The sequence below is a fragment of the Streptomyces sparsogenes genome (genome assembly GCF_001704635.1).
Taxonomy (GTDB): Bacteria; Actinomycetota; Actinomycetes; order Streptomycetales; family Streptomycetaceae; genus Streptomyces; species Streptomyces sparsogenes.
Genome location: NZ_MAXF01000052.1, coordinates 57,710 through 78,221, shown reverse-complemented (window position 1 = coordinate 78,221; position 20,512 = coordinate 57,710). Strand labels below are relative to the sequence as shown.

The following is a 20,512-nucleotide window of genomic DNA, read 5'->3' as shown; positions in this document are numbered from 1 at the left end:
TGCCAGTTCTCTCAGCGAGTCCCCCATGCGTACGTGGGGTCGGTAAACGGTACCCCGTCCTCCAGATAGGGATGGCATGTCCTACTTCTCCGAGTTGGCCTTTCAGTACATCGACGGTGAGTGGCGGACCGGCAGCGGTTCCTGGGACATCGTCGACTTCAACCCCTACAACGGGGAGAAGCTCGCCTCCATCACCGTGGCCACCGTCCAGGAGGTCGACCTGGCCTACCGCGCCGCCGAGCGGGCGCAGCCGGAGTGGGGCGGCACCAATCCGTACACCCGGCGCCTCGTCTTCGAGCGGGCTCTGCGGATCATCGAGGACCGCGAGAAGGAGCTCACGGAGGCGATCATCGCGGAGTGCGGTGGTACGCATGTGAAGGCGGGGTTCGAGCTGCATCTCGCCAAGGAGTTCCTGCGCGAGGCGGTCCAGCTGGCGCTGCGGCCGGAGGGCCGCATCCTGCCGTCGCCGGTCGACGGCAAGGAGAACCGCCTCTACCGGCTGCCGGTCGGTGTGGTCGGGGTCATCAGCCCGTTCAACTTCCCCTTCCTGTTGTCGCTCAAGTCGGTCGCGCCGGCCCTCGCGCTGGGCAACTCCGTGGTGCTCAAGCCCCACCAGAACACTCCGATTTGCGGTGGCGGGCTGGTCGCCAAGGTCTTCGAGGACGCCGGGCTGCCCGCCGGGCTGCTCAATGTCGTGGTCACCGATATCGCCGAGATCGGCGACGCCCTGATCGAGCACCCGGTGCCCAAGGTCATCTCCTTCACGGGCTCGGACAAGGTCGGCCGCCATGTCGCCACCGTCGCGGCCTCCCACTTCAAGCGCTCCGTCCTGGAGCTGGGCGGCAACAGCGCCTTGGTCGTCCTCGACGACGCCGATGTGGACTACGCGGTCGACGCCGCCGTCTTCAGCCGCTTCGTCCACCAGGGCCAGGTCTGCATGGCCGCGAACCGGGTGCTCGTGGACCGTCGGATCGAGCGCGAGTTCACCGAGAAGTTCGTGGCCAAGGTCGAGTCGCTGCGGGTCGGCGATCCGAGCGACCCGACGACGCACATCGGCCCGCTGATCAACGAGGGCCAGGCCGAGGCCATCGGCGCGCTCGTCGAACAGACCGTCGCCGAGGGCGCCACCGCGCTGGTGCGCGGGCGGACCAACGGCACGCTCGTCGAGCCCAGCGTGCTCACCGGGGTCGCGGAGGGCGCCGCGATCCTCGGCCAGGAGATCTTCGGCCCAGTGGTGCTGCTGATCCCGTTCGACGGGGACGAGGAGGCCATCCGGATCGCCAACGCCACCGAGTACGGGCTCAGCGGCGCCGTGCACACCGGCGACGTCGAGCGCGGGGTGCGCTTCGCGAAGCGCGTGCGCACCGGCATGATCCACGTCAACGACAGCACGGTCCACGACGAGCCGATCGTGCCCTTCGGAGGCGAGAAGAACTCCGGGCTCGGGCGGCTCAACGGCGACTCCTTCGTCGAGGACTTCACCACCACCAAATGGATCTCCGTTCAGTACGGCCGCAGCCAGTTCCCTTTCTGAGCCGAGGCGTCGGGTGAGCTGAGGCGCCGGGTGAGTTGAGGACAGAAGTCGGGTGAGTTGAGGACAGAAGCTGACCGCAAGGGTCCGTAACGTCGGAGACATCGGGAGACGGAACTCCCGAAGGACCGACGAAAGGCGGACCCATGCCCACTCTGGTGAACCAGGAAGCCCGTGGAGACGAGGCCGGAGCCCTCCTGGGCTTCCTCGACGCCCAGCGCGGTGCCATCCGCCGGACGCTGCACGGCCTCACCGACGAGCAGGCGCTGCTCAAGCCCTCCGCGAGCGAGCTGTCGCTGTTCGCCCTCCTCAAGCATGTCGCCGAGGTCGAGCAGGGCTGGGTCGAGAACGCCAAGCAGGTGCCGTACTCCATTCCGCGCGACCACACCACCTGGCACCTGAGCTTCGAGCCCGAGGAGGGGCGGGCCACGGTCAAGGAGGTGCTGGCCTTCTGGGACGAGGTCGCGGCGGACACCGAGAAGTTCATCCGCTCCCTGCCCGACCTGGACGGAACCTTCCCGCTGCCGAAGGCACCGTGGTTCCCCCCGGGCAGCGTGCGCTCCATCCGCTTCATGCTGCTGACCCTGATCCAGGAGATCGCCCGGCACGCCGGTCACGCCGACATCATCCGCGAGACCCTCGACGGCAAGACCGCCTTCGAACTCATCGACGCGATCGCGGCGGAGGAGGGCGGCGCGGCCCGGTAGCAGACGGGGCCGGCCCGGCACCCGGCTCACCCTCGCGGGGTGAGCCGGGGCCGCAGCGCGCACCAGGCGGGCAGGACGGAGGAGACCACCGCCAGCAGCGCGCAGGCGGCCGCCGCCGCGCCCACCGAGGCCCAGGGCACCGCGAGCGAGGCCGGCACCGACAGCCGCGCCAGCGCGCCCCACAGGCCGAGCAGTTGCACCCCGGCCACGGCCGCCCCGAGCAGCACGCCCACGGCGACGGTCAGCACCGCCTCGGCCGCCACGGCGCCCAGCACCTGGGCCCTGGTGGCCCCGGCCAGCCGCAGCGCCGTCAGCTCGGGTATTCGGTCGGAGGTGGCCATGACCAGCGTGCCCGCGAGCGCTATGCCCGCGTAGACCAGGGCGATGCCGACCACCACCAGCAGGCCGAGCCGGGTCTGCGGGCTCGTCCGGGGGTGGACGGCCTCCGCCCAGGCGGCCGGGGTGAGCACCCGCCCGCCCTCGGACCGCACCGCGGCCCGCAGCCCCTTGGCGACGGCGGCCTCGTCGGCCCCGGGCCGCAGCCGCACCTCGATCCTGTCCACCGCGGCGCCGCGCGCATTGCGCCAGGTGACATACGCGCCGTTGTCACCGGTGCCGGTCCGCAGCACGGCCACGATCCGCAGCCTCGCCTTGCGGCCGTCGCCCAGCCAGACGGTGACGCGCCGCCCGACGGTGGGCCGCTCCCACTCCTCGTTCACTACGATGCCCCGGTCGTCCAGGTCACGGACCGCCCCGGCGACCACGGGCAGCCGCCCGACGGCCGCGAGCCGGGCCGGATCCACCGCCCGCGCCGCCGACCTGACCAGCGCCGACTCGCCGTCGCGGGCGAACACGGCGGTGCCGCCGGACGGGGACGCCAGCGCGCCCGGGACATCGGCCACGCGCCGCGCCGCACCCGCGCTCAGCCCCTCGGAACCCTCCCGCGCCGTGACCACGAAGTCGGCGCGGGTCTGCGCGCGCAGCTCCGCCGCCTTGGCCTGGCTCACCGTCGCGGCCGCGCCCAGCAGCGATCCGGTCAGCGCGACCGTGATCAGGACCGGCGCGGCCACGGACGCGGTGCGCCGCACCCCCGCCGAGGCGCCCTCCCGGGCCAGCGTTCCCGCCGCACCGGGCAGCCGGGCGGGGAGCCCGCCCAGCGCGCGCACCACCGGCCGCACCAGCAGGGGCGCCAGCAGGCCGACCGCGGTGATCAGCACCATGGGCCCGGTGGTGTAGGTCTTCCGCTTGAGCAGCTCGCCCGGGTCGTCGACCAGCGTCCACCCCAGCATCGCCACCCCCGCCAGCAGCAGCCCGCCGCCCAGCAGCCGGCGGGGGAGCGGCATGGTCCCGCGGTCCACGGCGGCCTCGCGCAGCGCCTCGGCCGGCTCGACCCGCCCGGCGCGCACCGCCGCGGCCCACACGCCCGCGAGCGCCACCAGCAGGCCGGTCCAGAAGGCCACGGGAAGCGGCCAGAAGTGGTCCTCGACGGTGAACCAGTCGGGCGCCACCCCGCCCTCCACCAGGCGGCGGGCGAGCCATGGCGCCCCCCAGGTGCCCAGCGCGCAGCCCGCGGCCGAGGCCAGCACCCCCACCGCCGCGGCCTCGGCGAAGACCACCCGCCTGAGCTGGCCGGGAGTGGCCCCCGCCATGCGCAGCAGGCCGAACTCCCGGCGCCGCTGGGCCACCGCGAAGGCGAAGGTGGAGGCGACCACGAAGACGGAGACGAAACCGGTCACCCCGGCGGCGGTGCCGAGCAGCGCGTTGACCGTGAGCAGGGCCCGGTCGTCCCGGTCCGGGTCGGGGTCGGCCCGCCGGCGCTCCGCGCCGGTGAGCACCCGCACCCCGGGCGTGCCCGCCACCGCCGCGCGCACCTTCGCGGCGGGGGCGCGCACCACCAGCGCGTCGATCCGGGGCGAGATCCGGGCGGCCTCGGCATCCGAGAAGAACACCGCGCTCTCGAAGGCCGACCGGGGGACCAGGCCCACCACCACGCGGGTGCGGCGGCCCTCGGCGGTCGTCACGCCGATCCGGTCGCCGACCTCGGCGGCACCGCTCGCGACGACGATCTCCCCGGCCCGATCCGGAGCCCGGCCGGCGGTCAGCCGGTAGGGGGTGAAGGCCGCGGCGGACCAGGGATGGCCGACGCTGCCCCGCGGAAGCGCCCCGGAGCCCACGGGGAAGGTGCGGTCCGGTGCCGCGGGGCCCAGCCGCCCCAGCCGCGCCACCAGCTCGGGCGGCACCGGGCGGGGGTGGGCCAGCGGTGCCGTCACCTTCTCGGTGGCCGGCCCGCGCCGCACGGGGACGGTGAGGGTGTCGGCGCCGCGCACCACCACCGGCGCGGCGGCGAACCGCTCCGGGCCCCGCTCGGGGGCGTCCAGCGTGGAGGCCAGGGCCAGGCACATGGTGGCGATCAGCGCCACCCCGAGGGCCAGGGCGACGAACGTGCCCACGAGCGTGGTCCACCGGGTCCGCAGCCCGCCGAGCGTCATCGTCAGCACGGGACCGTCTCCAGCCGGGTCATCCGGGCGGACACCTGCTCGGCGGTCGGCTCCTGGAGCTCTCCGCTCACCCGCCCGTCGACCAGGAAGACCACCCGGTCCGCGTACGAGGCGGCGACCGGGTCGTGGGTGACCATGACGACGGTCTGCCCCTCGACGTCGACCAGCTCCCGCAGCAGCCGCAGGACATCGCGGCTGGTGGCGGAGTCCAGGGCGCCGGTCGGCTCGTCCCCGAAGAGCACCTGGGGCCTGGTGATCAGGGCGCGGGCGAGCGCCACGCGCTGCTGCTGGCCGCCGGACAGCTCGCCGGGCCGGTGGCCGGCCCGCTCCGCCAGCCCGACCCGGCCCAGCGCCTGCCGTATCTCCGCGCGCGCGGGGGCCCGGCCGGCCAGCCGCAGCGGCAGCGCCACATTCTGCGCGGCGGTCAGCGACGGCAGCAGGTTGAAGGACTGGAAGACGAAGCCGATCCGCTCGCGGCGCAGGCGCGTCAGCCGGGTCTGGCTCAGCCCCTCCAACGGGGTGCCGCCGATCGAGACCGAGCCCGAGGTGGGCCGGTCCAGGGCCGCCGCACACTGCAGGAGCGTGGACTTGCCGGAGCCGGAGGGGCCCATGACGGCGGTGAAGCTGCCCGCGGGAAAGGAGAGGCTCACGTCGTCGAGCGCCGTCACCCCGCCGGAGCCGGAGCCGAAGCCGGAGTCGTAGTGGCGGGTCACCCGCCGGAGCCGGACGGCGGCCGGGCCCAGGTCAGTTCGTGTCATGCCGTCCAGACAACCGGCTCCGGCCCGCCGCTTCACGACCACTGGGCATAGTTCCGGGGTATGGCCAGCCATACCCCCAAGACGCCTACTGGACCGACTGTGGCGGGGTGTTGCCGGACCGTACCGTTCTCGCATGTCCCCACAAAATCTCCGGCAGGCGCTGTACGAGTCCGGATATCTGCGTTCCGCCTGGCCCTGGCGCGCGGTGCTGTATCTGCTGAGCAGCGCACCCGTCGGGCTGGTGGCGCTGCTGGGCATCGTCGTCTTCGCGCTGGCCGGCGGGGTGCTGACGATTCTCGTGGTCGGGCTGGCCCTGCTGGCGGCGCTGGGGCTGGCCGGGGTGCCGGTCGGCGCGATCGAGCGCCGCCGGCTGCGGCTGGTCGACAACAGCCCGGCCCGCAGCCCGCACCGCACACCGGACGAGCCGGGTTTCCTCGCGTGGGCGCGCGTGCGGTATCAGGAGCGGGCGACCTGGTACGAGCTGGCGTACACGGTGCTGTTCGCGTTCGGCCTGTGGATGGCGGACGGGCTGGCCCTGCTGGGCGGGCTGGGGGCGCCCCTGGCGATGCTGGCCACCCCGGTGCTGCTGGCCCTGGACGGCGGCGGCCAAGCCCAGGTGCTCAAGTACTGGTCCGTCACCTCCTATCCGGAGGCGGCAGGGTGGGCCCTCGGCGGGGCCATGCTGCTCCCGGTGGCCCTCTACTGCGTGGGCACCTTCGCCGGCCTGCGCGCCGCCTTCGCCCGTCTGCTGCTCGTGGGTCCCGACGACGCGTTGCGCGAGGAGCTCGGGGAGGTGTCCCGGTCGCGGGCCCGGTTGGTGCACGCCTTCGAGGCGGAGCGTCGGCGCATAGAGCGGGATCTGCACGACGGCGCCCAGCAGCGGCTGGTGGCGCTCACCATGACGCTGGGCCTGGCGCGGCTGGACGCCCCGCCGGGACCGCTGGCCGACCAGCTGGCCAAGGCGCACGACGAGGCGGGCAAGGTGCTGGCCGAGCTGAGGGAGCTGATTCACGGAATACACCCCCAAGTGCTGGCCGACCGGGGCTTGGAGGCGGCGCTGGAGGACGCCGCGGACCGTTCGCCGGTGCCCGTTCTGGTGAATGCCTCAGGGCTCGGTCGGCTGCCCGAACCGGTCGAGAAGGCCGCGTACTTCGTGGTCTGCGAGGCGCTGGCCAATGTCGCCAAGCACAGCGGTGCCGCGCTGGCCGAGGTCGGGGCCGAGGTGCGGGACGGCGCGCTGTTCGTGTCCGTCGTGGACGACGGAGTGGGCGGCGCGGTGCTCCGGCGAGGAGGCTCGGACGGTGGCGGGAGCGGTCGCTGGGGCGGGGATGCGGACGGCCGGCCCGGGGTCGGCGGGTCGCGGCCCGGGGGCAGCGGGCTGACCGGACTGTCCGACCGGGTGGCCGCGCTCAATGGCACACTGACGCTTTCCAGCCCGCCTGGCGGGCCGACGATTCTGGGCGTGGAGATACCGTGCGAGCCGGTCGAAGTCTTCGGCTAGTCCTGGCAGAGGACAGTGTGCTGCTGCGTGAGGGCCTGGTGGGGCTGCTGGAGCGGTTCGGGCACGAGGTCGCCGCGGCCGTCGGTGACGCGCCCGCGCTGCGGGCGGCGGTCGGCTCATGCTCCCCGGACCTCGTGGTCACCGATGTGCGGATGCCGCCGGGGCAGAGCGACGAGGGGCTGCGGGCGGCGGTCGCCCTGCGCAAGGAGCGGCCGGGGCTGCCGGTCCTGGTGCTGAGCCAGTATGTCCAGCGCACATACGCGACCGAGCTGCTGGACTCCGGGGACGGCACGGCGGTGGGCTATCTGCTCAAGGACCGGGTGGGGCAGGTCGAGGAGTTCATGGACGCGCTGTGCCGGGTGGCGGACGGTGGCACGGTCGTCGATCCGGAGGTGGTGCGCCAGTTGTTCCGCCGTCGGCGCGACCCGCTGGAGCGGCTCACCTCGCGGGAGCGGGAGGTGCTGGCGCTGGTGGCCGAGGGCAAGTCGAACGCGGCGATCGCCCGCGAGCTGGTCGTCTCCGAGGCGGCGGTGGGCAAGCACATCGGCAACATCCTGGGCAAGCTCGACCTGCCCCCCGGCGAGGACACCCACCGCCGCGTCCTCGCGGTCCTGGCGTTCCTCCGAGCCTAGGGGTGTCTCGTGGATCAGGCTGGGCCCGGGAAGAGACCGGGCCAGGAAGAGACTGGCCCAGGAGAGACCGGGCCGGGAAGAGACCGGGCCAGGGAGAGGCCCGGGCCCGGGGGGCGGTGGGGGCAGCGCCGTCTAGCCTGGACAGCGGCGGTCCGTAAGGGGCCGGGAGGGAGAGAAGGCGGGCGATGTCAGCGATCCGGCTGCTCGTGCTGGGCGCGGTGCGCCAGCACGGGCGGGCCCACGGCTATCAGGTGCGCAACGACCTGGAGTTCTGGGGCGCCCATGAGTGGTCCAACGCGAAGCCCGGATCGATCTACCACGCGCTCAAACAGATGGCCAAGCAGGGGCTGTTGCTCGCCCATGACATCGCGCCGAGCACGGTGGGCGGCCCGCCGCGCACCGAGTACGAGCTGACCGACAGGGGGGAGGAAGAGTACTTCCGGCTGCTGCGCGACTCGTTGGTGCGCCATGATCAGAAGATCGACGAGCTGACGGCCGGGGTCGGCTTCCTGGTGGACCTTCCGCGTGCCGAGGCGATCTCCCTGCTGAAGGAGCGGGTGGCGGCGCTGGAGAAGTGGCGGGCCGAGGTCACCCAGCACTGGGTGGCGCCGCAGGAGACGCCCGACGCCTGGGGTCACATCGGGGAGATCATGCGGTTCTGGGTGCACTCGGCCGACAGCGGCGTGGAGTGGACGCGCGGGCTGATCGAGCGGCTCGAGGGCGGGGCGTATGTGATGGCGGGCGAGGGGAAGCGCTCGGTGGACGTGCTGATGGACAGCGCGGACAGCATGGGCAGCGCGGAAAGCAGGGACAGCGCGGACAGCGCAGATGGCGGGGACGTCGGCCCGCGCGGCGACTGACCAGTCGAGGGAAGCGACCGATGACATTGGCCTGTGACATTGGCCTGGCGTATCTAATCAAGTTTGACTAATGCGCGCCTCGGGAAGTACTTTGCCCGCTCCGAGTAATCAAATTTGACTACTCGCCTTACTGCTCGCCTTCTCGAAGGGGAGAGGAGAAGACCTTGGCCGACAGCGACACTCACAGCGGCAGGGACACCCACAGCGACAGCCACACCCACAGCGACAGCCCACAGCGACAGCCACACCCACACAGGCAGCGACACCCACAGCGAACCCGCCATCGTCGTCGAGGGACTGCGGAAGGCGTATCGCGGCCAATGGGCCCTCGCCGGGCTCGACCTGACCGTCCCGTACGGCACGGTCCACGCCCTGCTGGGGCCCAATGGCGCCGGCAAGACCACCTCCGTACGGATCCTGTCCACGCTGCTGCGGCATGACGGAGGGCGCGCGGAGGTCGCCGGATACGACGTGCTGCGCCACCCCGACGAGGTCCGTTACCGCATCGGGCTGCTCGGCCAGCACGCCGCCCTGGACGAGGGGCTGAGCGGACGGCAGAACCTGGAGATGTTCGGCCGCCTCTACCACCTGGGAGCCCGGGGGGCCGCGCGTCGCGCGGACGAGCTTCTGGAGCAGTTCCACCTCGCCGACACCGGCCGCAAACCGGTCAGCCAGTACAGCGGGGGCATGCGGCGCAGGCTCGATCTGGCGGCCGGCCTGATCACCCGGCCGCGCGTGCTGTTCCTGGACGAGCCGACCACCGGGCTCGACCCGCGCGGCCGCGCCGAGGTGTGGACGGCGGTCCGGTCGCTGGTCGGCGGCGGCACCACGGTGCTGCTCACCACCCAGTACCTGGAGGAGGCCGACCAGCTCGCGGACCGCGTCTCCGTGATCGACGGCGGGCGGGTGATCGCGGAGGGCACGGCGGACGAGCTCAAGGCCCGGCTCGGCGGGGACCGGATCGAGGTGGTGGTGCGCCACACCGCTCAACTGGACGCCGCCGTCCCGCTGATCGCCGCCTCGGCCCGCGTCCGGGCCGAGGCCGTCGAGACCGACCCCGACAGCCGGCGGATCAGCGCGCCGGTCGCCGACCGCGTGGGCGCGCTCACCGAGACCGTACGGGCCCTGGAGGCGGCGCGGATCGAGGCGGAGGACATCGCGCTGCGCCGCCCCACCCTCGACGAGGTCTTTCTGCACCTCACCGGGAAGCGCGCCACCGGCAGCGAGGACAAGCAGACCGACAGCGAGGACGAGCAGCAGGAGGCGGCCGCATGACCACCGCGACGCACCCCCCGACACACCTCGGGCCCCACCCCGGGGCCCACCCCGGGCCCCACCCTCCGACCTCCCCCGCGGCCGGCCGGGGCGGCCGGCTCGGGCGGGCCCTGACCGACGCGTGGACCATGACCAGGCGGGGCCTCGCCCACTGGGCGCGGCAGCCCGCCCAGCTGGTCGTCGGCCTGATCTTCCCGGTGATGGTGCTGCTGATGTTCGCCTACTTCCTCGGCGGCGGCATGACCGTGCCGGGCGGCGGCGACTACAAGGAGTATCTGGTCCCCGGCATGCTCGCCCTCACCATGGCCTTCGGCCTGGAGTCCACGATGATCGCCGTGACCCAGGACCTCAACAAGGGCGTCATCGACCGCTTCCGGTCCATGCCCATCGCCCCCTCGGCCGTGCTGGTCGGGCGCAGCGCCCTGGACATGCTGCAGTCGGCGCTGGGCCTGCTGGTCCTCCTCGGGACGGGCCTCGCGATGGGCTGGCGCTGGCACGGCGGCCTCGCCGACGCGTCGGCCGCGGTCGGGCTGCTGCTCCTGCTGCGCTTCGCCATGCTGTGGCTCGGCATCCACCTCGCCATGGTGGCGGGCCGCCCCGAGCTGGTGCAGGCGGTACAGGTCCTGATCTGGCCGGTGGGCTTCCTGTCGAACGTCTTCGCCGCGCCCGAGTCCATGCCGGGCTGGCTCGGCGCGATCGCGGACTGGAACCCGATGTCGGCGACGGCCACCGCGGTCCGCGAGCTGTTCGGAAGCCCTGGTCAGAACGGCGGTTCCTGGCCCGCGGCCCACGCCCGACTGCTCGCCGTCTGCTGGCCGCTGGCGCTCCTCGCGGTCTTCTTCCCGCTGGCCGTGGGCCGTTACAAGGGCCTCAGCCGCTGACCGGAGTCCGGACACGCCCGAAAGGCGCGTGAGCCACACCATCACCCGCCATGGGCGGATCCGGATACGGTGCTTACATGGTGAACGACAGGGGGGACACGGGCGCTGGAGCGACGGGTGGGGCCGGTTACGCCCTGCTCGTCGCCGCCGCCCCGGGTGGCAGACAGCGGCTCATGGACGCGGCCGGGGCGCTGCACCAGCTCGCGGCAGTGCCACCCGCCGCGCTGCTGGGGACCGCGGGCGGGGCGAGCGTCGTACAGCTGGTGGATCCGGCCGATCCGCAGACGGTGCTGACGCACCTGCGGACCGCGGCGGCCCACGAGGGGCCGGTGCTGATCTACCTGGCGGGTCAGCTGACCGTGGACACCAAGCAGCGGCTGCCCCACTTCGCGCTGGCCCGTACGACGCCGAGGACCGCTCGCTACACCGCGCTGCCCTGGCACTGGCTGGCGGCCGAACTGGCGAGGCGGCCGGCGGGCAGCACCACGGTGCTCGTCGATCTGGTGGCGGACGAGACGGCGTGGCCGGGGCTGTCCGACCCCCTCCTGGCCGGGCGGCTGTTGGCGGCCGGGCTCACCCTCTACGGCTCCCTCGCGCCCGCGCCGCCCAAGCGGCGGACCGCGGAGCCGCTCTACAGCCGGGCGTTCGCCGCGGTCCTGAGAGGCACGGCCCAGGAGGCGCCGTTCGCGCTACTGCACGAGCGGGCCGTCGCCGAAGCAGGTCTCGGCGGCGGTGCGGAGCTGCTGTTCGACGGGTCCGCCGTCGCGGTCGAGGCCCCGGCGGCCCCCCTCGCGGGCGCCCCGCCCCAGCCCGCGCCGCCCGAGCCGGGCGGCGGAGTGACGCGCGTTGCGGAGGACCCTGCGAAGCGCGTCGCGGAGGGCGCGGTGACGCGCGTCGCGGAGGGCGCCGGCGCTGTGACGCACGTCGCGGACGGTGGGGCCGAGGCGGAGTGGGCCGTCCCGCCGCCCCGCCCGCAGCAGGCGCCGGCCCCCGTGGCCGCGCTCCCGCCCCCGTCGTCGCCCGCCGCGGCGGAGCAGGCCCCGCCGCCCGGGGCCGTACCCGATCCGCACGCCGCGATCTTCGAGGCCGCGCACGCCGGGCGGCACAGCGAGGCCGCCTCCATGGCCGCGGCCTGGGAGCAGGAGGCCCTCCGGTCGGCCGGCCCGCACTCCGGCGAGGCCATCCACTGGATGGAGGTGCGCGCCGACCTGGCGCGCCTCGCCGGCGACCCCGCCCGCGCCTGCGAGCTGTGGATGGCGGTGGCCGACGCCCGGCTGGGCAATGGCGAGGCCGCCGACGACCCGGACGTCGAGGGGGCCGTGGACCGGGCGCACCACCAGTGGCAGTACGTCCAGGACCCGGCCAGGGCCCAGGCCCTGGCCCCGTTCCTGATATCGCTGCGCGGACGGGTGCCCGGCCGCAGGCCCGGCGCCCTGGAGGCCGTCCGGCGCAGGGCCGAGATCCTGGAGGCCGCGTCGCGGACGGGCTGACGGCCGGTACGTACGCACGTGGCGGCCGTACGCACGCCGGCAGCCGTACGCACGTGGCGGCCGTACGTATGCCGACGGTGGCGCGCACGTCGGCGGCCGTACGCACGCCGGCGGCGGTGCGTACGCCGGGGCCGGGGGAGGCCCGGTCAGTGGTGGAAGGCCGTGGCCACGGTCTTGGGCCGGTGAAGCGGCTCGGGTTGGCGGCGCAGTTCGGGCAGCAGCGTCCGCAGGTCCTCCAGGAACAGGTCCGAGAGGTCCATCGAGAAGCCGTTGCGGCACACCACCCGCAGCACGGACAGGTCCTGCCGGTTCGGCGGGAAGGTGTACGCGGGCACCAGCCAGTTGTGCTCGCGCAGCCTCCGCGACACGTCGAACACATCGAAGCTCCCCACGCCCTCGGCCGTGGTGAAGGCGAAGACCGGCAGCTGCTCCCCGCGCGTCAGCAGCCTGAAGTCGCCCAGCTCCTCGATCCGCTCCGCGAGCGAGCGCGCCACGTCCCGCGTGGTCTGCTGCACCGCGCGGTAGCCCTCCCGCCCCAGCCGCAGGAAGGTGTAGTACTGGGCGGCGACCTGGGAGCCGGGCCGCGAGAAGGTGAGCGCGAAGGTCGGCATCTCGCCGCCCAGGTAGTTGACCCGGAAGACGAGCTCCTCGGGGAGGTCCTCGGCGCTGCGCCACAGCGCCCATCCGACGCCGGGGTAGACCAGGCCGTATTTGTGCCCCGAGGTGTTGATGGAGGCGACCCGGGGCAGCCGGAAGTCCCACACCAGGTCCGGATCCAGGAAGGGCGCCACCATCGCGCCCGACGCGCCGTCCACATGGACGGGGACGTCCACTCCGGTGCGCTCCTGTAGGTCGTCGAGCGCCGCGCAAACCTCCGCGACGGGTTCGTACGAGCCGTCGAACGTGGACCCGAGGACGGTGACGACGCCGATGGTGTTCTCGTCGCACAGATCGGCGGCCGCCTGGGGGTCGAGGTGGAAGCGGTCGCCCTCCATGGGCACCTGGCGCGCCTCGACCTCCCAGAAGTTGCAGAACTTGTCCCAGCAGACCTGGACGTTGATCCCCATGACCAGATTGGGCCGGGCGGTCGCCGGGTAGCGCCCCGCGTTGCGCTTGGCCCAGCGGCGTTTGAGGGCCATTCCGGCGAGCATGCAGGCCTCGCTCGAACCGGTGGTGGAGCAGCCCACGGCCGAGTCCGGGCCGGGGGCGTGCCACAGGTCGGCCAGCATCGCCACGCAGCGCCGCTCCAGTTCGGCGGTGCGCGGGTACTCGTCCTTGTCGATCATGTTCTTGTCGCGGCACTCGAACACCACCTGGTCCCCCTGCGGCTCCATCCAGGTGGTGACGAAGGTGGCGAGGTTCAGCCGCGCGTTGACGTCCAGCATCAGCTCGTCGTGGACGAGCTGATAGGCGGTGGCGGGCGCCATCGGGCCGTCGGGCAGCCGGTTGCGCGGCACCTCGTCGACCATGCCGGCGACCGGGTCGGCCATGGCGTAGAACGGGTTGACCGGGACGCCGCGCCTCCGGTCCTCGTGCGTCGGGCCGTGCTTGCCCTTGTGGAGCGCCATGGGCTGGACAATACGGGCTTGTCGGTCACATAGCCCGTATCCGCGCCCCTACGCCGCCGGCCCCTACGCCGCCGGCCCCTACGCCGCCTGCCCGTGCGCCGCCGGCCCGTGCGCCGTCGGCCGGTACCCGCGCCCCTACGCCGCGCTGCTCAGCGACAGCTTCACCGCGAACCCCAGGAACGCCGCGCCCGCCGCCGCCGAGAGCCCGGCGGTCAGCCGCTTCCGCCGCCGGAAGGCCGCCGCCAGATGCGCGCCGCTGAAGATCAGCACCGACAGGTACACCAGGCTGAACAGCTGTGCCCACGCGCCCAGCGCCACGAAGGACAGCACCGGATGGGCGTACTCCGGGTCCACGAACTGCACGAAGAAGGAGATGAAGAACAGGATCGCCTTCGGGTTGAGCAAGCTGATCACCAGCGCCTTGCGATACGGCCGCTCCCCGGCCGGCTCCCCGGCCCGCGCGCCGTCCCGCTCCCCGGCCCGCGCGCCGTCCCGCTCGCCGGCCCCGGCGCCCCCGGGGCCCGCGACGGCCGCCGCCCGCGCCTCGAGGCCCCCTTCCCCGCGCGCGCCCCGGGCCCGCCACAGCCCCCACGCCCCGCGCAGCATGCCCACCGCCAGCCAGCTCAGATAGCCGGCGCCGGTGAACTTCACCACGGTGAACAGCGTCGGGCTCGCCTGCAGCAGCGAGGCCACCCCGCCCGCCGACAGGACCATCAGCACCGTGTCCCCACACACCACGCCCAGCGCCGCCCGGTATCCGCTGCGCACACCGCGGCGGGCGGCGACCGAGACCACATACAGCGAGTTCGGCCCCGGCAGCAGGATGATCAGGGCAAGGCCCGCCAGATACGTCGAAAGATCCGTTATCCCCAGCACAGCAGGCAGGATGCCAGCAGCCCCGGACCCGTCCCAGCGAGTTTCCGGGATACGGACTTGAACCTCACGCGACGTGAGGACGCACCGTGGAGCGCGTACCGAGGAAGGAGCGGACGGGCCATGAGCTACTCCGTGGGACAGACCGCGGGCTTCGCCGGGATCACGGTGCGGACCCTGCACCACTACGACGAGATCGGGCTGCTGTGCCCGAGCGCCCGCAGCCGGGCCGGGCACCGGCGTTACGACGACGCCGACCTCGACCGGCTGCAGCAGATCCTGTTCTACCGGGAGCTCGGCTTCCCGCTCGACGAGGTGGCGGTCCTGCTGGACGACCCGGACGCGGATCCGCAGGAGCACCTGCGGCGTCAGCACCGGCTGCTGACCGCGCGGATCGAAAGGCTCCAGAAGATGGCTGCCGCCGTCGAACACGCCATGGAGGCACGGAAGATGGGCATCAACCTCACGCCCGAGGAGAAGTTCGAGCTCTTCGGGGCCAAGGACCCCGAGGCCTACGCGGAGGAGGCCGAGCGGCGCTGGGGCGGCACCGAGACGTACGCCGAGACCCAGCGGCGCACCGCCGGCTACACCAAGGAGGACTGGCGGCGCATCCAGGCCGAGGTCGCCGACTGGAGCGCCCGGTTCGCCGCGCTCATGGAGGAGGGGGAGCCGGCCTCCGGCGAGCGGGCGATGGACATGGCCGAGGAGCACCGGCGCCACATCTCCACGTGGTTCTACGAGTGCACCTTCGAGATCCACCGGGGGATCGGCGAGACGTATGTGACCGACGAGCGGTTCCGGGAGTTCTACGACTCGATCCGGCCCGGGGCGGCCGAGTTCCTGCGCGACGCCATCGCGGCCAACACCGCCCGCCACGGCTAGCCCGTCCGCCGGGCCGTACGCCGCGCCCGCCGCGCCGTACGCCCAGCCCCACCGCGCCGTACGCCTCGCCCCCGCCGGGGCCGGGGCGTACGGCCAGCGGGAACCGAGGGAACGCACACGGCGTTGATAGCTTTGGGCGGCACACTGTGAAGACCCCCCAGTCCGCCCCAACCCTGCGGCCGGGCCTCGCACGAGCCTGCACCCCTCGACCCAGGAGCCTGTCACCCGTGACCACTCTCGCGCTCGGCCCCAGCTGGCTGGACCCCGACTATCTGATCAACACCTTCGGCCTGCTCGGCGTCCTGGCCATCGTCTTCGCGGAGTCGGGCCTGCTCATCGGCTTCTTCCTGCCGGGCGACTCGCTGCTGTTCACCACGGGCATGCTGGTCACCACCCATGTGATCAAGCAGGATCTGTGGCTGGTCTGCGTCGCGGTCGCCGCCGCCGCGATCCTGGGTGACCAGGCCGGATATCTCTTCGGCCGGAAGGTCGGCCCCTCGCTCTTCCGCCGCCCCGACTCCAAGCTGTTCAAGCAGGAGAACGTGGAGAAGGCGCATGAGTTCTTCGAGAAGCACGGGCCGAAGTCGCTGATCCTGGCCCGCTTCGTGCCGATCGTGCGCACCTTCACGCCGATCATCGCCGGTGTGAGCCGGATGAACTACCGCTCCTTCATCCTGTTCAACGTGATCGGCGGCGTCGCGTGGGGCGTGGGCGTCACCCTGCTCGGGGCCGCGCTGGGGAAGATCGACTTCGTCCACCAGCACATCGAGCTGATCCTGGTCGGGATCGTGCTGCTGTCGGTGATCCCGATCGTGATCGAGTTCCTCCGCGGCCGCGGCAAGGCCAAGAAGGAGGCGGCGTCGGCCGAGCCGACGGGCGCCCGGGGCCCCGCGGGCCCGGCGCCGCGCGGCCGCCACGCCAAGCGCTGACGCCGCCGCCCTGGCCCCACACCCCCCGCACCCGCTCTTCGTATGGCGGCCGCCGACCCGCACAATGGGCTCGGTGGCCGCCATAGTGCATGGTGGCCGGGGTACACACGCACACAAGGCGGGGTGAGGAGCGAGGAGACGTGGGGTCCGAGGGTCAGCGCGGTCAGCGCGGTACGAGCGTGTCGGAAGCGGACGCGGCCGGGAGCCGCAAGCCGCTGTCGGACGAGGCCCGCAGCGCCTTCACCCCTCCGCTGGGGGTGCCGCTGCCGCCCCTGCCCGAGGACGACCACCCGACCTCCGAGTTCGCCGTCCCCGAGGGGCTGACCGCGGAGCCCGCCTCCGATACGGAGGGCTCGGCCTTCGTGCCGCCCGCAGGGGTCAGGACCGGCACGCAGGCCGGCCAGGGCGCGAACTTCCCGGCGTTCACCCCGCCGGACGGCATCCCCGTCGTCCGGCTCACCAAGGACACCCCCTGGCAGGACCGGATGCGCACCATGCTGCGCATGCCGATCAGCGAGCGCCCGGCCCCCGAGCGCCAGGAGCGGCAGGACGAGGCGGGACCCGCCGCGCCGCGCGTGCTCGACCTGACCCTGCGCATCGGCGAGCTGCTGCTCGCGGGCGGGGAGGGGGCCGAGGACGTCGAGGCGGCGATGTTCGGGGTGGCGCACGCGTACGGCCTCGACCGCTGCGAGCCGACCGTGACCTTCACCCTGCTGTCGGTCAGCTACCAGCCCTCGCTCGTCGACGACCCGATCACCGCCAGCCGGACCGTGCGCCGCCGGGGCACCGACTACACCCGGCTCTCCGCCGTCTTCCGCCTGGTCGACGACATCACTTCCAGCGAGGACTTCACCCTGGAGGAGGCCTACCGCCGGCTCGCCGAGATCCGCCGTAACCGCCACCCCTACCCCGGGTGGGCGCTCACCGTGGCCGGCGGCGCGCTGGCCGGCGCGGCGAGCATGCTGGTCGGCGGCGACTGGCCGGTGTTCTTCGCGGCGGCGGTCGGCGCGATGCTCGGCGACCGGCTGGCCTGGCTGGCCTCGGGGCGCGGGCTGCCGGAGTTCTACCAGTTCGTGGCCGCGGCGATGCCGCCCGCCGCGATGGGCGTCGCGCTCAGCTTGGCGGGGGTCGGGCTCCAGGCCTCCGCGGTGATCACCGGTGGGCTGTTCGCGCTGATCCCCGGGCGGGCCCTGGTGGCGGGCGTCCAGGACGGGCTGACCGGCTATTACATCACCGCGGCCGCCCGGCTCCTGGAGGTCGGCTATCTGATCGTCGGCATCGTGTGCGGGGTGCTGACCGTGCTGTACGGGGGCCTCCAGCTCGACGCCAAGCTCAACCCGGAGGCGGCGCTGCGCCACGTCGATCGACCGGTGACGCAGATCCTCGCGGCGATGCTGCTCGCGCTGACCTTCTCCATCCTGCTCCAGCAGGAACGTCACACCGTGCTGTTCGCGACCCTCAACGGCGGGGTGGCCTGGGTCGTCTACGGCGCGCTGCACGACACCGCGAAGGTCCCCGCCGTCGCCGCGACGACCGTCGCCGCCGGGCTGGTCGGCCTCTTCGGCCAGCTGCTGTCCCGCTACCGCTACGCGTCCGCGCTGCCGTACGTCACGGCCGCCATCGGGCCGCTGCTGCCCGGTAGCGCCACGTACTTCGGTCTGCTCGCGCTGGCCCAGGGCAATATGGACCGCGGGATCGCCCATCTCACCCAGGCGGCGGCGCTGGCCCTGGCCATCGCCATCGGGGTGAACCTGGGCAACGAGGCGGCGCGTCTTTTCCTGAAGGCACCGCGGCTCGAGGGCGAGTCCTCGGGCCGGCGCGCCGCCAAGCGCACCCGCGGCTTCTGAGGCCCGGCAGGCACGAGGGGCACGCACGAGGGGCGGGCCGGATCGACTCCGGCCCGCCCCTGCGTCAAGCTGCGTCAGGGCTCAGCGCGCTCAGTGGGCGCCGCCCGCGGCCTCCAGGCGCTTGATGGACGCCTCGACCTCGGCCTCGGCCTCGGCGCGGCCCACCCAGTTGGCCCCCTCGACCGACTTGCCCGGCTCCAGGTCCTTGTAGACCTCGAAGAAGTGCTGGATCTCCAGGCGGTCGAACTCCGAAACGTGGTGAATGTCACGCAGGTGCTCGACACGCGGGTCCGACGCCGGCACACACAGCAGCTTGTCGTCGCCACCCGCCTCGTCGGTCATCCGGAACATGCCGATCGCACGGCACTTGATCAGGCATCCGGGGAAGGTCGGCTCGTCCAGGATGACCAGCGCGTCCAGCGGGTCGCCGTCCTCGCCGAGGGTGTTCTCCACAAAGCCGTAATCAGCCGGGTAGCTGGTCGAAGTGAAGAGTCGACGGTCGAGACGGATGCGCCCCGTCTCGTGGTCCACCTCGTACTTGTTGCGCGAACCCTTCGGGATCTCGATGGTGACGTCGAACTCCACGGGTGGCTCCTCCATGATCAACACATACGTCTGGTGATTAAGTGTCCCCCACGCAGGTGTGTGGTGGCGAAAGGGGCTGGTCCGACGTGCCTGAAGCCAGATCGTGGCAGGTCAGGTGGTGGCAGAACCGATGGCAGAGCGCCACGGGCCGGTGGCGGAGCGCCACGGTGGAGCAGCGGCGTACGTGGCGACTGTCGGCGGTCTCCGCCGTCGTCGGCCTGGTGGTGGCGGTCGCGTCGGTGTTCGCGGCCGGGCCGTGGGACTCCGGGCAGCGTACGGCCGAGCGGGCCCGGGCCGCCGGGAGTACGGCCACAGGTGGCGAGCGTCACGGCGGCCCGTCGCGCGCCGTGCCGAGCGCCTCGCCCGTCCTGGCCCCCCTGGGCACCGCCGCCGTCGCGCCCTCGCCGGACAGCGGCGACGACGCGGTCCCGCGGCCCACCGGGGCGGGCCTGGCCGACGCGCTGGAGCCGCTCCTGGACGACGGCGCGCTGGGCCGGCCGCGCTCGGTGTCCGTCGTGGACGCGGCGACCGGGCGACAGGTCTACGGGGCGCGGGCGGACACCCAGGCCGTGCCCGCCTCGATCATCAAGCTGGCGACCGGCGTCGCGGCCCTCTCCGCCCTCGGGCCCGACCACCGCATCCGGACCACCGTCGTCGGCCCCGACGGCGACGGGAAGGCCGGGGACGGGGACCGCATCGTGCTGGTCGGCGGCGGCGACCCCACCCTCACCGCCCACCCCGTCAAGGGCGCCGACCACCCGGCCGGCCTGCGCCGGCTGGCCGACAGGACCGCCGCCGCGCTCAGGAAGAGCGGCACCGAGAGCGTCCGGCTCGGCTACGACACCTCGCTCTACTCGGGCCCGGACCTGCACCCGATCGGCCCCAACGAGAACATCTCGCCCGTCACCCCCCTCATGATCGATGAGGGCCGCCTCGACGACAGCGACCACGGCCCGGCGCCCCGCTCCGAGGACCCCGCCGCCGACGCGGCGCGGGCGTTCGCCTCGATGCTGCGCGACCGGGGCATCGAGGTGCGCGGCGAGCCCCGGCCCGCCAAGGCCGGGAAGAGCGGGAAGGCCGCGAAGGGCGGGAAGGACGGGGCGACGGCGCTGGCCACCGTCCGCTCCCAGCCGCTGTCCGCCCTGGTCGAGCGGATGCTGACCAACAGCGACAACGACATCGCCGAGGCCCTCGCCCGGCAGACCGCCATCGCCGGCGGCGAGCCCGCGACCTTCGACGGCGCGGGGCGGGCCGTCACGGCCCGGCTGCGCGCGCTCCGGCTGCCGCTGTCCGGCGCCCGTATCGCCGACGGCAGCGGCCTGGACCGCGCCGACCATGTGTCCGCGGCCCTGCTCGCCCAGGTCCTGGTGCGCGCCGCCGACCCCGACCACCCCGAGCTGCGCCCGGTCCTCACCGGCCTGCCGGTGGCCGGCTTCACCGGGACGCTGCGCGGCCGCTACGCGCGGGACGCCGTCGGCCGGGGCGTGGTCCGCGCCAAGACCGGGACCCTGACGGGCGTCAACACGCTCGCCGGCACCGTCGTGGACGCGGACGGCCGCCTTCTGGTCTTCGCGTTCATGACGAACGGAACCACGGACCCCCAGGGCGCACAGCGCGCGCTGGACCGCATGGCGTCCGCACTCGCGAACTGCGGCTGCCGCTGATGCCCTCGTCGCCTCCCGGATGGGCCCTGTG

Annotated in this window: 17 protein-coding genes; 12 read left to right on the top strand and 5 right to left on the bottom strand. The window is 73.4% G+C overall.

Annotated features, from left to right (window positions below):
- Positions 1-76: 76 nt before the first annotated feature.
- On the top strand, positions 77-1,534 hold the full coding sequence (locus tag BBH68_RS11660; RefSeq protein WP_065961416.1) for an aldehyde dehydrogenase family protein: 1,458 nt from the start codon (positions 77-79) through the stop codon (positions 1,532-1,534).
- Positions 1,535-1,677: 143 nt separating this feature from the next.
- Positions 1,678-2,238, top strand: coding sequence for a DinB family protein (locus BBH68_RS11655; RefSeq protein ID WP_065961414.1), 561 nt, complete (start codon positions 1,678-1,680; stop codon positions 2,236-2,238).
- A 26-nt stretch (positions 2,239-2,264) separates the two neighbouring features.
- On the opposite strand, the gene BBH68_RS11650 is transcribed toward BBH68_RS11655, so the two are convergent.
- The gene (locus BBH68_RS11650; RefSeq protein ID WP_065961412.1) at positions 2,265-4,736 is read right to left on the bottom strand and encodes an ABC transporter permease; all 2,472 of its coding nucleotides are present in this window, start codon (positions 4,734-4,736) and stop codon (positions 2,265-2,267) included.
- Complete coding sequence (locus tag BBH68_RS11645) at positions 4,730-5,494, bottom strand: ABC transporter ATP-binding protein (RefSeq protein WP_065961481.1); 765 nt, start codon at positions 5,492-5,494, stop codon at positions 4,730-4,732. Before BBH68_RS11645 ends, BBH68_RS11650 begins: the two co-directional genes overlap by 7 nt.
- Positions 5,495-5,627: 133 nt before the next feature.
- Here BBH68_RS11645 and BBH68_RS11640 point away from each other — a divergent pair, with 133 nt between their 5' ends.
- The 6 genes from BBH68_RS11640 to BBH68_RS11615 all read left to right on the top strand — a co-directional run bounded on the left by BBH68_RS11640 (position 5,628) and on the right by BBH68_RS11615 (position 12,133).
- Positions 5,628-6,995, top strand: a complete 1,368-nt coding sequence (locus BBH68_RS11640) for a sensor histidine kinase (protein ID WP_065961410.1) — start codon at positions 5,628-5,630, stop codon at positions 6,993-6,995.
- Positions 6,968-7,627, top strand: a complete 660-nt coding sequence (locus tag BBH68_RS11635; protein ID WP_065961406.1) for a LuxR C-terminal-related transcriptional regulator — start codon at positions 6,968-6,970, stop codon at positions 7,625-7,627. Before BBH68_RS11640 ends, BBH68_RS11635 begins: the two co-directional genes overlap by 28 nt.
- Positions 7,628-7,812: 185 nt before the next feature.
- On the top strand, positions 7,813-8,487 hold the full coding sequence (locus tag BBH68_RS11630; protein ID WP_065961404.1) for a PadR family transcriptional regulator: 675 nt from the start codon (positions 7,813-7,815) through the stop codon (positions 8,485-8,487).
- Between the two features lie 282 nt (positions 8,488-8,769).
- Positions 8,770-9,762: an ATP-binding cassette domain-containing protein gene (locus BBH68_RS11625; RefSeq protein WP_065961479.1), complete on the top strand. Its 993-nt coding sequence runs from the start codon at positions 8,770-8,772 to the stop codon at positions 9,760-9,762.
- 128 nt (positions 9,763-9,890) lie between these two features.
- A complete protein-coding gene (locus tag BBH68_RS11620) occupies positions 9,891-10,643 on the top strand; it encodes an ABC transporter permease (RefSeq protein ID WP_245738018.1) in 753 nt (250 codons plus the stop codon).
- 77 nt (positions 10,644-10,720) lie between these two features.
- Positions 10,721-12,133 (top strand): hypothetical protein, encoded by a 1,413-nt coding sequence (locus BBH68_RS11615; RefSeq protein ID WP_065961402.1) that lies wholly within the window; start codon positions 10,721-10,723, stop codon positions 12,131-12,133.
- A gap of 146 nt (positions 12,134-12,279) precedes the next feature.
- On the opposite strand, the gene gad is transcribed toward BBH68_RS11615, so the two are convergent.
- Both gad and leuE read right to left on the bottom strand, forming a co-directional pair.
- Complete coding sequence (gene gad, locus BBH68_RS11610; RefSeq protein WP_065961400.1) at positions 12,280-13,701, bottom strand: glutamate decarboxylase; 1,422 nt, start codon at positions 13,699-13,701, stop codon at positions 12,280-12,282.
- A 135-nt stretch (positions 13,702-13,836) separates the two neighbouring features.
- Positions 13,837-14,577 (bottom strand): leucine efflux protein LeuE, encoded by a 741-nt coding sequence (gene leuE / locus BBH68_RS11605; RefSeq protein ID WP_065961399.1) that lies wholly within the window; start codon positions 14,575-14,577, stop codon positions 13,837-13,839.
- Positions 14,578-14,697: 120 nt separating this feature from the next.
- Between leuE and BBH68_RS11600 the strand changes: the two genes are divergently transcribed.
- The 3 genes from BBH68_RS11600 (at position 14,698) to BBH68_RS11590 (ending at position 18,232) form a co-directional block, all read left to right on the top strand.
- Positions 14,698-15,456: a MerR family transcriptional regulator gene (locus tag BBH68_RS11600; protein ID WP_065961398.1), complete on the top strand. Its 759-nt coding sequence runs from the start codon at positions 14,698-14,700 to the stop codon at positions 15,454-15,456.
- A gap of 227 nt (positions 15,457-15,683) precedes the next feature.
- Positions 15,684-16,385 carry a DedA family protein gene (locus BBH68_RS11595; RefSeq protein ID WP_065961396.1) on the top strand — a complete coding sequence of 234 codons (702 nt, stop codon included), beginning with the start codon at positions 15,684-15,686 and terminating at the stop codon, positions 16,383-16,385.
- Between the two features lie 140 nt (positions 16,386-16,525).
- Positions 16,526-18,232, top strand: a complete 1,707-nt coding sequence (locus BBH68_RS11590) for a threonine/serine exporter family protein (protein WP_065961395.1) — start codon at positions 16,526-16,528, stop codon at positions 18,230-18,232.
- 90 nt (positions 18,233-18,322) lie between these two features.
- Here BBH68_RS11590 and BBH68_RS11585 read toward each other — a convergent pair whose 3' ends face one another.
- Positions 18,323-18,817: an inorganic diphosphatase gene (locus BBH68_RS11585; protein WP_065961393.1), complete on the bottom strand. Its 495-nt coding sequence runs from the start codon at positions 18,815-18,817 to the stop codon at positions 18,323-18,325.
- Positions 18,818-18,903: 86 nt separating this feature from the next.
- On the opposite strand from BBH68_RS11585, the gene dacB reads away from it, so the two are divergent.
- On the top strand, positions 18,904-20,481 hold the full coding sequence (gene dacB, locus BBH68_RS11580; RefSeq protein WP_076970961.1) for a D-alanyl-D-alanine carboxypeptidase/D-alanyl-D-alanine endopeptidase: 1,578 nt from the start codon (positions 18,904-18,906) through the stop codon (positions 20,479-20,481).
- Positions 20,482-20,512: the final 31 nt, after the last annotated feature.